The following is a 14,233-nucleotide window of genomic DNA, read 5'->3' on the forward strand; positions in this document are numbered from 1 at the left end:
TATTTGGATTTTTGCGCAAAATAATACAAATAGTTACAAAATGAAATCAAAGTTTAGTGGAATTCTAACGCTGTTATTAGCGTTATTCGTGCAACTCACGTTCGCACAAGAAAAGACAGTTTCAGGTATGGTATTAGATGATTATAGTCTACCACTTCCTGGAGCCACAGTCTTAGTTAAAGGTACAACTACAGGAACATCAACAGATTTCGATGGTAAATATTCTATACAAGCAAACGAAGGAGACGTAATTGTTTTCAGCTTTGTTGGTTATTCAACTCAAGAAATCACCGTATCGTCATCAAACACCATCAACGTTACTTTACAAGAAGACGCAGAGTCTTTAGATGAGGTTTTAATTGTTGGTTACGGTACATCAACCTTAAGATCATTTACAGGTTCTGCAACTCAAATTGAAGCAGAAGCATTAGATCGTAAAACAGTATCTAACGTTTCTCAAGCCTTAGCTGGTGAAGCTTCCGGTGTACGTGTTATAAACACAAGCGGACAGCCAGGTGAAGATGCCACCGTACGAATTAGAGGTTTTGGTTCTGTAAATGGTAACAGAGACCCTTTATATGTATTAGACGGTGTTCCTTACACAGGATCTATTAATGCTATTAACCCTACAGATATTGAATCTACTACCATCCTTAAAGATGCCGCTGCAACTGCAATTTACGGGTCTAGAGGTGCTAACGGTGTTATTGTAATAAACACTAAAAAAGGTTCTAGAGGAAAAGATGAAATAGAATTAGACATTAGAACGGGTCAGAACTTTAATGGTTTACCACGTTATTCTACTATTTCTTCTCCAGAAGAATACATTGGCATTAGCTGGGAAGCCCTTAAAAACAGAGGAAATGCTATTAATGGATCGGGTGGTGAAGACTACGCAAACCAAAGATTATTTAGCAGCTCTGGTATAAATCCAGCCTATAACATGTGGAATGTTGCTAACGGTGCAGAACTTATAGATCCTGCTACAGGACTAGTTCGTAACGGAGTTACACGTAAATATAATCCAGAAAACTGGGAAGATTACGCATTCCAGGCTTCATTAAGAACCGAAGCGAATTTAAAAATTAGTGGTGGTACAGATAAAACAAGATACTTTACTTCTTTCGGATATTTAAATGATAACGGATATTCTATCAACTCTGATTACAAACGTTATTCTGTACGTGCAAATATCGAACATAAAGCTAAAGATTGGTTGTCTGGTAGCCTTAATATTGGTTATACTAACTCTACAGCTAATAATGGAGGTCAATCTGAAGACTCTGGATCGGTATTCTGGTTTGTAGATAACATCCCTTCTATTTACCCATTATTTTTAAGAGATGCTGATGGTAATACCATGCCAGACCCTCATTACGGTGGTAACATTTACGATTACGGTGAAGGACGTGGATTTGGTGGTTTAACCAATGCTATTGCTGATGCACATAACTCAATTTCAAGAAGTTTTGTTCACAACCTAAACGGTAGTGCAAATATTGACATTTCATTTAATGACGATTTAAAACTAATCAACAAGTTTGGGTGGAACTACTACAATAGCGACTACACAAACCAAGAAGGACCATTTTATGGCCCAAGTGCTGGACAGAACGGTTCTATTTTTAAGAGAAGAACAGATATTTTTTCTTATAACTTATTAAATATGTTAACCTTTAAGAAGAAATTGGACGGTCATAATTTTGACGCGCTTGCCGCTCACGAAATTAACGATTGGAACAGACAATACTTATATGGTTCTAAAAACTATTTAACAGATCCAGATGGTACCGATTGGAACGATGCTATCATCCAAACACCAATGTCTTCTTTCAACGAGGGTTACTCTTTAGAAAGTTTCTTTGGTCAGTTAAACTATAACTACAACGAAACATACTTCTTAGCAGGTACTATTAGACGAGATGGATCTTCAAGATTTAAAAAAGGAAACAAATGGGGTACGTTTTACTCATTTAGTGGTGCTTGGGCACTTTCCAATGAAGATTTCATGAGCAAACAAAACATATTTACGTTCCTTAAATTAAAAGCCAGTTATGGTAAAATTGGTGATCAAGGTGGTGTAGGATTCTACCCTGGGTTAGATTTATACTCGGTAGGAAACTTAGATGATAAACCAACATTAGTATTTGATTCAAAAGGAAACCCAGATTTAACTTGGGAAACCTCTAATCAATTCCAAACAGGTGTAGAATTTTCATTAGGTAAATATTTAGATGCTAGTGTAGATTACTATATTAAAGATACCGAAAATTTAATTTTCGACAGACAAGTTGGTCCATCTTTAGGGTATGCTATCATTAAAGTTAACGACGGATCTTTACGCAACAAGGGTCTTGAATTTGATCTTAATGCACACTTAGTTAAAACAAAAGATTTCTACCTAGATTTAGGAATTAATGGCGAAATCGCATCTAACGAACTTACAAGAATGCCTATTGACCCTGCTACAGGCGAACAAAAAGTTTTAGACATTCAAGGCCGATATGGTAGAGCTGTTGGTCACTCTATTTACGACTTCTATATGCGTGAGTGGGCTGGTGTAGACTCGGAAACTGGTCTTGGACAATGGAATCAGTATTACTACGATGCCAATAATGATGGTATGGTAAATAGCGGTGAAGAGATTAAATCGCTAACAGATTACTTAGCACAATATCCGGACAGAGCAGGTAATATTTCTAAAACAACAACGACTACATACGCTGATGCTACTCAGAAATTTATCGACAAAAGCATTATTCCAGATGTTAGAGGTGCAGTTAACTTAGCAACAGGCTATAAAGGCTTCCAACTTAACGTACAATTCTTATACGGAATAGGTGGTTATGCCTACGATGCTGTATATGCTGGCTTAATGGATAATGATGTTATTGGTGGTAACAATTGGCATACCGATATTAGAAACAGATGGCAAAAACCTGGTGATATTACAGATGTACCAAGACTTACTAGTGATTTAGATCCAAACGTTGCTAGCACATCTACACGCTTTCTTACTAAGGCAGATTACTTAAGTTTAAATAACATTCGTTTAGCTTACAACGTGTCTCAAGATTTTGTTGAAAAAATGGGCATGTCAAATTTTTCAGTTTCATTATCAGGAGACAATTTAGGAATCTGGTCTAAAAGAGCTGGTTTTAATCCGTCGTCTTCAGAAACAGGATTATCAGACACGTATACTTACTCGCCTTTAACTTCAGTAACTCTAGGTCTAAATGTTAGATTCTAAAACACAATAAAACATGAAAAAATTTATATACATATTATTAGGATTAACACTTACAACCGCAGTGAGTTGTAGTGAAGATTTCTTAGAAAAAGATCCATCGGAAAACATGTCCGATGAAGAAATTGAGGAAATTGCACCAGGCTACCCAGAGTTATCTGAAGCCTTGCTAAGAGGTATTTACGAAAACATGTACAAAACAGGTTCTGGTGGTACCGATTTAGATCATGATGATTTCGGACAAAAAGGATACGACATTTATAGTGACCTATTATCGGGTGATATGGTTCTTGGCGGACTAACTTATGGTTGGTACTCTAATGTATCTCAAATGCTTTCGCCAGTAGATTTTACAAACAACGACAATTACAAACCTTGGAGATACTATTACCGTATTGTAAATGGAGCTAACTCTGTAATTGATGGATATGGTGGAAATGATGCTAAATTAGAAGCAGGATCAGACGCGATTTATTCATACTCTCAAGCCCGTGCTATGCGTGCTTATGCTTACTTTTATTTAGCACAATTATTTGCTGAATCTTACGATCCTTCAGCTTTAATTTTACCAATTTACACCTCTTTATCGCAACCAAATCAACCATTAAGCTCTACACAAGACGTGTACGACTTTATTGTTGAAGATTTAACCTATGCTGTTAAAGGCTTAGAAGGGTTTCAAAGAGAATCAAAATCGTATGTAAACCAAACTGTAGCACAAGCATTATTAGCATATACTTATGCTGCCATGGGTGAAAACGAAATGGCTAAACAATTAAGTAATGATGCTATTTTAAGTTCTGGAGCAAATTTAGTTAGTAAAGAAGAAGCAACTGGAGGTTTTAACGATGTTAATACTAGCGGATGGATCTGGGGAACAGACATCAACTTAAATTCAAACTTAGATCTAGTATCTTGGTGGGGTCAAGTAGATTTATTTACTTATAGTTATGCTTGGGCAGGAGACCCTAAAATTATTGGTACAGAACTACTAGATGCCATTAAAGAGGATGATGTAAGAAAAGGCCAATTTATTAATGCTTACGGAGACGGCCAGTATTACCCAATTAACAAATTCTACTCACCAGAAAGAGTTGTTGGTGGACAACGTAACGTTACTACAGATTATTTATACATGCGTATTGCAGAAATGTATTTATTAAATGCTGAAACAGCTGCAAAAACTGGTGATGAAGGTACAGCTAAAACATCTTTAAAAGCGTTATTAGATTTACGTATGGATGACACATCTTATATTGATGCTTTAAGCGGAGATGCCTTATTACAAGAAATCTTATTACAAACACGTATTGAGTTATGGGGAGAAGGAAAAAGCTATTTATTAATGAAACGTAATAAATCGGCCATTACTTTACCAAGTAACCATTTATCATTCCCAGGTTTAGTAATACCATCTGATGATGATAGATTAACTTTTGATATCCCACAATCAGAAATCCAAAACAACCCTAACATTAACTAATTGAAACCAATTAGTTAATAAAAACGGTTAAACTTTTAAATCCCTGTGTAATTTTTTATACAGGGATTTTTTATGGATTCAACTTAAAAGAGCCTTATTAATTTACCCCTATTAATAGAACCTTTTATAAGCCTTTTTTTGAGCGTTGTTTCTAATGAAATATCAGAAACACTTTATTCATACAAATACCATTAAACACCAAATACTAAACGGCATTATCAATTTTTCAATTTACATGACACATTTGAGTTTTATAGCTAATTTTTGATATTAGATTACAGTTTTAAAACAATTTTCATACTAATTGTTAAATTTTAACCATTAATTATTGTTTTATTAACTTATTATTATGATTTTAGCCTCGACTAATTCAAATAATTATAAAATGAAAACAAAGTTTAGTGGAATTCTAACGCTATTATTAGCGTTAGTTGTGCAACTATCGTTTGCACAAGAAAAGACAATTTCGGGTACGGTTTCAGATGGATCTGGCTTACCGCTTCCTGGAGCAACAGTCTTATTAAAAGGAACAACTGCTGGTACTTCAACAGATTTCGACGGTAATTACTCTATTGAAGCCAAGACAGGAGATGTTCTTGTTTATAGTTTTGTTGGTTACACAACAAAAAATGTAACTGTAGCTGCATCGAACAAGATTAATGTGACTTTATTAGAGGATGCAGAATCTTTAGATGAAGTTGTTGTAACAGCATTTGGTAGTACAAGAGCTTCCAAATCTTTAGGATATGCAACAACAAAAATCTCAGGCGATCAGTTAAATGAGGTTTCAAACCAAAACCCTTTAGAGTCATTATCGGGTAAAATTGCTGGTGTTGATATTTCTTCTCCTGCACAACCAGGAGCATCAACCAAAGTTATTTTTAGAGGTATTGGGTCTATCACCGGTTCTAACTCTCCGCTTTATGTAGTGGATGGCTCTCCTATCCAGGACAACTCATCAAGTAGCGTAGGTTCAACAAGTTCATTTGATGCGGGTACAGGTATTAATGATCTTGATCCAAACACTATTGAATCTATAAACTTCTTAAAAGGTGCGGCTGCAACTGCATTATATGGGTCTAGAGGTTCTAATGGTGTTGTTGTAATTACAACGAAAAGAGGAAAAAGCAAATTAAAAGTAAACGTGGCAACTTCAATTGATTTAACTGAAGTATCTCGTGTACCACATTTCCAAACTAGATTTGGTACCGGTTGGGCTGGAGCATCATACTCTAACGTTTCTGGCGAAGGACCACTTGCTGCTAGTAATGAAAATGGTTCTTGGGGACCTGCTTTTAACGGTCAAGTAAGACCTTGGAGTAGAATTGTAAACAACCAACAACTTATTGCTCCTTATGAAGTATTAGAAAACAATATGAGAGACTTTTATGAGAATGGAACTTCTTATTTAACTTCGCTTAACATTAGTGGTGGAAATGAAAAATCTGATGTTTCGTTTACATATTCAAGAAATGATGTTGACGGTGTAATTCCTAGCGATAGAGATAGTTTTGCAAAAAACAATTTAGGTCTTAACGCTGGAATTAAAGGTGAAAAATTCGCTCTTAGAGCTTCAGGTAACTATGCTCACAAAACACAACGTGCAGTACCTACGGGACAAGGTGATGATGCTGGGTTTGGTAAATCTTTAACTCAAGAAATTATTCAAATACCAAATGACAAGAGTATTATTGATATGGAAGATCGATCTTTAATTTGGAATACACCAAGTTATTTCTATACACCATATGCTCAAAACCCATACACGACCCTAGAAAGCAACAATATCAACATTAAAAAAGATAGATTTTTTGGTAACGTGAACTTTTCATATACTCTTACCGATTTCTTAACAGCTTCTTTCCAAACAAGTGCTGATATTGACAATGAAAGCGTAAAACGTTTTGGAGCTATAATTGAATACATAGACGGATCTGCTCAAGATTTAGCTGGAGCAAACGAAGTTGTAGGTGCTGTTCAAGAAAACAAGTATACACGTAGAGAGTATGATTCTTATTTTAACTTAAACTTATTAGATACAAGTATCACCGACAACTTATCGGTAAATGGTCTTGTAGGTCTTAACTACAACGAAAGAAATGGTGATCAATTAACAGTTACTGTTAATGATTTAGATTTACCTAATTATTATGAATTATCAAATTCAGCTTCTACACCAGCTATCGTGCAAGGAAACTACTTGAGACGTGTATTTGGTTTATATGCTCAAGCTGAATTAAGTTTCTTAGACAGATATTTCTTAACGCTTTCTGCTAGAAATGACTGGTCTTCAACTTTACCTTACGAAAACAACTCTTACTTCTATCCTTCAGCATCACTTGCAGCGGTAGTTATAGATAACGGAGAACACTTTTTAAAATTAAGAGGTGGTTTTGCAAGAATTGGTAATGACACTAACTTATATTCTGTTTTTTCAACAGCAGGACAAGCAGTTAACGACGGATATTTCGGTCAAATAACTTACCCTTTTGGAGGAGTTAACGGATATGAAATTTTCGGAACTATTGAAAATCAAGGATTAAAACCAGAAATCACAGATGAGATAGAGTTAGGTCTTGAAGCACGATTATTTAACGGACGCTTAGGCTTAGATGTTGCTTTATATGATAGAAAAACTTCTGATTTAATTGTTGATTTACCTGTAGCAAGATCTACTGGTTATTCAGTAGTAACAGGAAACTTTGTTGACCTTACCAACAAGGGTATTGAACTAGCGCTTACTGCAACACCTGTAGCTACCAAAAACTTCTCTTGGGATTTAACTTACACTTTTACTAAAAACAAAGGTGAAGTTACAAACGTAGCAGGTGAAGACGATAAAATTTCTATTTACAGTGCCTATAACATTAACTTCTATGCTGAAGAAGGTCAACCATTAGGTTCATTCTACGGTCCAAAACCAGCTAAAGATGATGATGGAAATTATATTGTAGATCCAAACACAGGATACTACACATACAGTGGTGAAGAAGAATACTTAGGTACATCACAAAGAGATTTTATTATGGGATTACAAAACTCATTAAAATACAAAAATTTCGCATTTAACTTTGGTTTTGATTGGAAACAAGGAGGGAAAATGTACTCTTATACAAAACGTTTAAGTCATTTCGTAGGAAACGGAATTGAGACGACTTATAACGGTAGAAACCCTTGGATTATCCCAGGATCTGTTGTCGCTGATGGTAGTGGTGGTTATACAGAAAATACAACTCCTGTGAATTTCGAAGATGTAACAGCTTTCTATAACGCTTCTCAAAATCAAGCTATTGAAGGATCTCACGTTATTGACAAAACGTTTATTAGATTAAGAGACGCATCATTATCATATACCCTTCCAAATAAGTTATTACAAAATACAGGAATCAATAATATGGTGTTTTCTATATATGGTAAAAACTTAGCGCTTTGGACTCCTTCAGGAAACCCTTATGTTGATCCTGAAACAACGAGTTATGGTAGAGGTATTAGAAGTGAATTTGGAGAATTTGCTACTAACCCAGCTCAACGAGCTTATGGTGGGTCTGTAAAATTTTCTTTCTAACTTAAAATATTAAATTAAAATGAAAAACACATATATTAAAATATCAAGTCTTATCGTTGCAGGACTACTTATGTTATCTTCTTGTACAACGAGTTTAGACATCAATAGAGATCCCGATTCTTTATCTCCAGATCAAGTACCAATGAACTCTCAACTTCCTGCTGCTATTACAGGAATTGCTGCTTCATCTGGTTCTTATATGGCCATTGTAGGTGGGTTTTGGAGTCAATTTTGGACACAAAGCGCTGTAGCGAATCAATATATATTAATTGATGACTATACTATTCCTGCATCAAGCACGATTACGAACAGAGCATGGTCATCTATGTATGATGCTCTTACAGATGTTAGAAACATTAAACGCATTGCTAGTGAAAACGAAAACTGGAACTATTACTTAATTGCTACTACACTTGAAGTGTATGCTTCGCAACTACTAGTTGATACTTACGGTTCTATTCCTTACTCTGAAGCTAATGACACATCAATTCTAACTCCTAAGTTTGAAACAGGAGAAGAAGTTTATGATTTAATGGTCGCTGATTTAAAAGAAGCTTTAAGTAAAAATCTAGCACTATCACCTATAGACAACGTACCTGGAAGCACCGATTTCTTATTTCAAGGTGATATGGACAAATGGACACAGTTTGCGAATAGCATGCTTTTAAAATTGTACATGAGACAATCAGAAGCTAGACCAAGCGTTGCAGCTGCAGGAATTAATCAATTACTAAATTCTGGCGCTCAATTTCTAACCATGAATGCCGGTATTGCAAGCAACTACTTTGCAGATGAAGCTAGTAAAAGTAATCCTTTATTTGAAACAGATAGAAGACAATTAAATGTTGGAACAAATCTAAGAGCAAGCACAACAATGGGCAGCTTTTTAGATACTAATTTGGACCCAAGATTAGATTTATTTTATGATGGTACAACCTTCCAAGATCAAGGTAATTTCGACCAAGGTTCTTCAACAGCTTCTGTAGTAATTTTAAACCCAACTACAGCAGTTTATTTCATGACATTGGCAGAATCTAAATTCTTACATGCTGAAGCTTTAATTCGTTATAAAGGAGGAAGTGGCGCAGAAGCTGTATACAACGAAGGTGTAATGGCAGCTTTTGATAACTGGGACTTAGACGGCACAACCATGTTGGCTGGTGCATACGCTTTCCCTAACGGTAGTATGGAAGAAAATATTGAAGCCGTAATTACTCAAAAATGGGTTGCTTCTTTCCCTGGAAACGGTTACGAATCTTTCTTCGAACAAAACAGAACTGGATATCCTAAAATTTCTTCAGTACCACAAGTTGACCCTGCATATGTACCAGGACAATTCTCTTATTCTATAGAAGGAAAAACAGGCGGAAAATTCCCGAAGCGTTTAGTTTTCCCTCAAGAAGAAAGACAACGTAATCCTAATGCACCAGCGGCATCAGCAGTTACGGATAACGTTTGGTATGACATAAACTAAAAAAATAACAAAATGAAAAGAATACAATATTTATATATACTGATGATTTTTATTTCTGGGGCATTGGCTTCTTGTACTACAGATAGTACTGGGGACATTTCAGAAATTACGACCTACCCTATTATTACGCTAACAGGTGATCCCGTAGTTCTAGTATCACAAGGCGATACTTATACCGATGAGGGCGCTGTTTCTATGGTTGGTAGTGATGTCATTGAGACTCAAACCTCTTTCTCCAATGGTACCTATAACGGTGCTGATGGTGTTGACACAAACACTCCTGACCAATATTTAGTAACATATGCAGCAGAAAATTCAGATGGATTTACTGGTACGAATTCAAGAGTTGTTTGGGTTGCTAATACTGGTGATTTAGTAAATAGTATCGAAGGCCTATATACAGCCGACGTACAAAGAGCACCTGATTTTGCACCTACAACAAATGATTTAAAATATGTTATTATTAGCAAAACAGGAGCAAACACCTACGAAATAACACATGCTATCGGTGGTTATTACGATATGGGAAGAGGTTACGGTCCTGGATATGCAGCTAGAGGCGCTATCATTACGGCTAACGATATCCCAAGTAACAACTTCTCTGTTAGCCAAGCTGTATTTCCTATTTGGGGGAACACAGTTGATATAATTGACTTTAAAGTAGATGCTGCTGCTAAAGTAATTTCATTTCAAGGAAATGGAAACTTTGGAAATGGAACATTTAAAGTACAGTTAAAACAAGTTCAATTTTAAAAAAATTAAGAATATGAAAATATATAAATCAATTATTGGAGCCCTAATATTAATGGTTTCTTTAAGCTTAACTTCTTGCGATGAAGTAGAAGATATAAATGTAGGTGGGAGCTCTGTTGAAAAAATGTCTGGAGACTGGTGGATCATTGCTTTGCAACCAGATGGAGTAACTCCAGCCTACGGAGGTGACTACGAGCAATTCTCAACATATAATACCGCTGCAAACAACGGTATGATGTGGGTAGATGATCATGGACACTGGATGGAAATTAAAACTCAAGTAGACACAGATTTAGACGCTATGACGTTCGAAGGTGAAGATAACGCCGATGAACTAATAACCGGAGGTACTGTAACAGTTAGCAATGGCGTAATCACCAAAGCAACCTACAAAACTAACAGTAATACAATGGTTGACGAAATCTCTTTTGAAGCAGAATTTGATTGGGATCCAGGAACAGTATACAAATTTAAAGGTCATAAAAGAACTGGATTTGCTGAAGATGAAAATCCTCATTATTCAAACTAGTTAAGTAAAATAATCTTTAATTAATTTTAAAAACCGATTTACATAATTGTAAATCGGTTTTTTTGTTTAGAGGTATTACTAGTGAAAAGATGGTACCAAATTTAGGATGCAATGTATTTTCTTTCATACCTTTACACCAATGGAAAATCAAACACAAATATTCGGTATTCGCGCTATCATTGAGGCTATTAACGCCAATCAAACTATAGACAAAGTTTTTCTTCAAAAAGGATTACAAGGCGATTTATTTTCAGAATTAGAGACTTTGGTGAATAAAAAATCCATTAACAAGTCCTATGTCCCTATTGAAAAACTGAATAAATTATCAAAAGGAAACCATCAAGGTGCTGTAGCTCAAATATCCCCTATTGCCTTTCATGATATGGAGACTTTGGTTTTAAATGTTATGGAATCTGGTAAAACACCATTATTTCTACTTTTAGATCAACTTAGCGATGTTAGAAACTTTGGTGCCATTATAAGAACTGCCGAATGTACTGGAGTGGATGGCATTATTATTCAGAAAAAAGGTGGTGCTCCCGTAAATGGCGACACTATAAAAACGAGTGCTGGAGCCGTTTTTAAAGTCCCAATTTGCAAAGTAGACCATATTAAAGATGCGCTATTTTTTATGCAAGCATCCGGAATAAAAGTGATTGCTGCCACCGAAAAAACAAACGACACCTTATATGATGTGTCTTTTAAAGAACCCTGCGCTATTGTTATGGGATCGGAAGGTCGCGGAATTAACCCTTCCATCATAAAAGTATCCGATGCTAAAGCTAAACTACCTTTACTAGGTGAGATAGAATCTTTAAATGTTTCGGTAGCTTGTGGGGCTTTTTTATATGAAGCACTTAGACAGCGACGTGATTAGTTGGTTGTTGGAAAATAAAAATACATTTTTAAATTTCAGTTAAATTTTTCTTGGCTCTTGGCTCTTAAAAAGTATAAATTCTAATTTTAATCTAAGGGTTTAAAAGAGTCTTTTCACTTCTAACTATTCACTTCTAACTATTTTCCCCCTTTTCACTTTTATAAATATAATTATAGGTTACAGGATTTTCATTTTTGACATCTTGAACCTCATCATCGGCCTCAATACTTTCGATAAAATTTCCATTTTCATCAAAATGTTTTAAGAAAGGGTCATCGGCTTCATTATAGTCTTCTGCTTCCCAAACATACTTTATTGGTTGTTTAATCTGTTTTTTAAAAACAAGAGCAAAAAACAATCCGCAAAGTAATCCCGACAAGTGTCCCTCCCAAGATATCCCTTCTTTAATTGGCAAAGTATACCAAACCATACTTCCGTAAAGAAAAATTACTGCTAACGACAAAGCAACTAGTCTGTAATATTTAGCAAAAATCCCTTTAAAAAACAGAAAACTCACTAAAACATAAATGAGTCCGCTTGCCCCAATATGATAAGAAGGTCTACCAATACACCAAGTTAAAAATCCAGATAATAAAATGCCATAAGCTAAAATTTTCCAGGCTATGGGGCGGTAGAAATAAAACAAGGCAGCCGAAAGCACAAACAGCGGAACCGTATTATGATATATATGCTCGATATCACCATGGATAAAAGGACCAAACAAGATACCCCGCAAGCCTTTTATAGTTTGTGGGTAAAGGCCAAATTTATTAAAATGATACCCAAAGCGCACTTCAAACCAAAATACCAACCAAATAAGTAGAATAAAAAGTAATGGGTATGCTATGACCCCAGTTGTAAATTGAAATGATTCCTTTTGCTTCATCGGAATAAATATAGCAAAATGTTATCCAAATTCTATCATATGTTAAATTGGCATGTTATCCTTCGTTACAATCGTTAAAAAATGTTTCTTTCATTCCTAAACATTGCATGATAAATGTTTTAATTTTACAACATGAATGCAAATGAGCCTTTAGCAGAACGCCTACGTCCAAAAACACTTGATGACTATGTAAGTCAGACACACCTTGTGGGCGAAACGGGTTCGTTAACACAACATATTAAGCAAGGTTTAATTCCTTCTATGATTTTTTGGGGCCCTCCAGGAACTGGCAAAACCACACTTGCTAATATTATTGCAACCGAATCTGGCAGACCTTTTTACACCCTAAGTGCCATAAATTCTGGCGTTAAAGACATTCGTGAGGTTATAGATAAAGCTAAAAATAGCGGCGGACTCTTTACGGTTAAAAACCCCATTTTGTTTATTGATGAAATTCATCGCTTCAGCAAATCACAGCAGGACTCTTTGTTGCAAGCCGTTGAAAAAGGATGGATTACCCTTATAGGTGCCACTACCGAGAACCCTAGCTTTGAAGTCATTTCTGCCCTTTTATCGCGATGCCAAGTTTATATTCTTAATGCCTTTGATAAAAAAGATTTAGAAACACTACTAAATCGTGCTATTAAAAACGATGTATTCCTATCAAAGAAAAAGATTAAGTTAAAAGAAACCAGTGCGCTTTTAAAACTTTCTGGTGGTGATGGCAGGAAATTGCTTAATATTTTCGAACTTCTAGTAAACTCCTATGATTCGGATGTCATAGAAATTACCGACGAAGCAGTTTTACAACGCATACAAAACAATACGGTTCGATACGATAAAACAGGTGAACAACATTACGATATTATTTCTGCATTTATAAAATCCATTCGTGGTAGCGACCCTAATGCTGCTGTTTACTGGTTAGCGCGCATGATTGAAGGCGGTGAAGATGTTAAATTTATAGCCCGTCGTTTACTTATTGCCGCTAGCGAAGATATTGGAAATGCCAATCCAACGGCATTAGTTATCGCTAATAACACGTTCCAAGCTGTTTCAACAATAGGTTTCCCCGAATCTCGAATTATTTTAAGTCAGTGTGCCACATATTTAGCCTGTTCTCCAAAAAGCAATGCTGCTTACGCTGCCATAGGTAAAGCGCAACAATTAGTAAAACAAACAGGCGATTTAAGTGTACCTCTAGACTTAAGAAATGCCCCTACAAAACTCATGAAAGAATTAGGTTATAGCGAAGATTACAAATATGCCCATAACTATGAAAACAATTTTGCCTCTCAAGAATTCCTGCCTAACGCCATAAAAAACACGAAACTATACGACCCTGGCAATAATTCTAGAGAGCAGGCCCATCGTGAATTTTTAAAAAATCGTTGGAAAGACAAGTATAACTACTAACCT

The 14,233-nt window shown here is 35.6% G+C and carries 9 protein-coding genes; 8 read left to right on the top strand and 1 reads right to left on the bottom strand.

Annotated features, from left to right (window positions below):
* Positions 1 to 40 precede the first annotated feature (40 nt).
* The 7 genes from C1A40_RS03845 to rlmB all read left to right on the top strand — a co-directional run bounded on the left by C1A40_RS03845 (position 41) and on the right by rlmB (position 11,928).
* Positions 41 to 3,250: a SusC/RagA family TonB-linked outer membrane protein gene (locus C1A40_RS03845; protein ID WP_102994739.1), complete on the top strand. Its 3,210-nt coding sequence runs from the start codon at positions 41 to 43 to the stop codon at positions 3,248 to 3,250.
* Positions 3,251 to 3,263: 13 nt separating this feature from the next.
* Complete coding sequence (locus C1A40_RS03850; RefSeq protein WP_102994740.1) at positions 3,264 to 4,730, top strand: RagB/SusD family nutrient uptake outer membrane protein; 1,467 nt, start codon at positions 3,264 to 3,266, stop codon at positions 4,728 to 4,730.
* Between the two features lie 385 nt (positions 4,731 to 5,115).
* A complete protein-coding gene (locus C1A40_RS03855; RefSeq protein ID WP_158651264.1) occupies positions 5,116 to 8,295 on the top strand; it encodes a SusC/RagA family TonB-linked outer membrane protein in 3,180 nt (1,059 codons plus the stop codon).
* A 19-nt stretch (positions 8,296 to 8,314) separates the two neighbouring features.
* Positions 8,315 to 9,769, top strand: a complete 1,455-nt coding sequence (locus C1A40_RS03860) for a SusD/RagB family nutrient-binding outer membrane lipoprotein (RefSeq protein WP_102994742.1) — start codon at positions 8,315 to 8,317, stop codon at positions 9,767 to 9,769.
* A gap of 12 nt (positions 9,770 to 9,781) precedes the next feature.
* Positions 9,782 to 10,522, top strand: coding sequence for an immunoglobulin-like domain-containing protein (locus C1A40_RS03865; RefSeq protein ID WP_102994743.1), 741 nt, complete (start codon positions 9,782 to 9,784; stop codon positions 10,520 to 10,522).
* Positions 10,523 to 10,535: 13 nt separating this feature from the next.
* Positions 10,536 to 11,051, top strand: a complete 516-nt coding sequence (locus C1A40_RS03870) for a lipid-binding protein (RefSeq protein ID WP_102994744.1) — start codon at positions 10,536 to 10,538, stop codon at positions 11,049 to 11,051.
* A 139-nt stretch (positions 11,052 to 11,190) separates the two neighbouring features.
* Entirely contained in the window at positions 11,191 to 11,928 is a 738-nt protein-coding gene (gene rlmB, locus C1A40_RS03875) for a 23S rRNA (guanosine(2251)-2'-O)-methyltransferase RlmB (RefSeq protein WP_102994745.1), read from the top strand.
* Positions 11,929 to 12,061: 133 nt separating this feature from the next.
* Here rlmB and C1A40_RS03880 read toward each other — a convergent pair whose 3' ends face one another.
* Entirely contained in the window at positions 12,062 to 12,814 is a 753-nt protein-coding gene (locus C1A40_RS03880; protein ID WP_102994746.1) for a rhomboid family intramembrane serine protease, read from the bottom strand.
* A 132-nt stretch (positions 12,815 to 12,946) separates the two neighbouring features.
* Between C1A40_RS03880 and C1A40_RS03885 the strand changes: the two genes are divergently transcribed.
* Positions 12,947 to 14,230: a replication-associated recombination protein A gene (locus tag C1A40_RS03885; protein ID WP_102994747.1), complete on the top strand. Its 1,284-nt coding sequence runs from the start codon at positions 12,947 to 12,949 to the stop codon at positions 14,228 to 14,230.
* The last annotated feature ends 3 nt before the right edge of the window (positions 14,231 to 14,233 follow it).

Origin of the sequence: Tamlana carrageenivorans (genome assembly GCF_002893765.1) — a bacterium.
Classification (GTDB): domain Bacteria; phylum Bacteroidota; class Bacteroidia; order Flavobacteriales; family Flavobacteriaceae; genus Pseudotamlana; species Pseudotamlana carrageenivorans.

What these genes read in the sequence shown, in the direction of transcription:
- C1A40_RS03845 (WP_102994739.1), top strand. Translation starts at nt 41, where the DNA reads ATGAAATCAAAGTTTAGTGGAATTCTAACGCTGTTATTAGCGTTATTC.
- C1A40_RS03850 (WP_102994740.1), top strand. Translation starts at nt 3,264, where the DNA reads ATGAAAAAATTTATATACATATTATTAGGATTAACACTTACAACCGCA.
- C1A40_RS03855 (WP_158651264.1), top strand. Translation starts at nt 5,116, where the DNA reads ATGAAAACAAAGTTTAGTGGAATTCTAACGCTATTATTAGCGTTAGTT.
- C1A40_RS03860 (WP_102994742.1), top strand. Translation starts at nt 8,315, where the DNA reads ATGAAAAACACATATATTAAAATATCAAGTCTTATCGTTGCAGGACTA.
- C1A40_RS03865 (WP_102994743.1), top strand. Translation starts at nt 9,782, where the DNA reads ATGAAAAGAATACAATATTTATATATACTGATGATTTTTATTTCTGGG.
- C1A40_RS03870 (WP_102994744.1), top strand. Translation starts at nt 10,536, where the DNA reads ATGAAAATATATAAATCAATTATTGGAGCCCTAATATTAATGGTTTCT.
- rlmB (WP_102994745.1), top strand. Translation starts at nt 11,191, where the DNA reads ATGGAAAATCAAACACAAATATTCGGTATTCGCGCTATCATTGAGGCT.
- C1A40_RS03880 (WP_102994746.1), bottom strand. Translation starts at nt 12,814, where the DNA reads ATGAAGCAAAAGGAATCATTTCAATTTACAACTGGGGTCATAGCATAC.
- C1A40_RS03885 (WP_102994747.1), top strand. Translation starts at nt 12,947, where the DNA reads ATGAATGCAAATGAGCCTTTAGCAGAACGCCTACGTCCAAAAACACTT.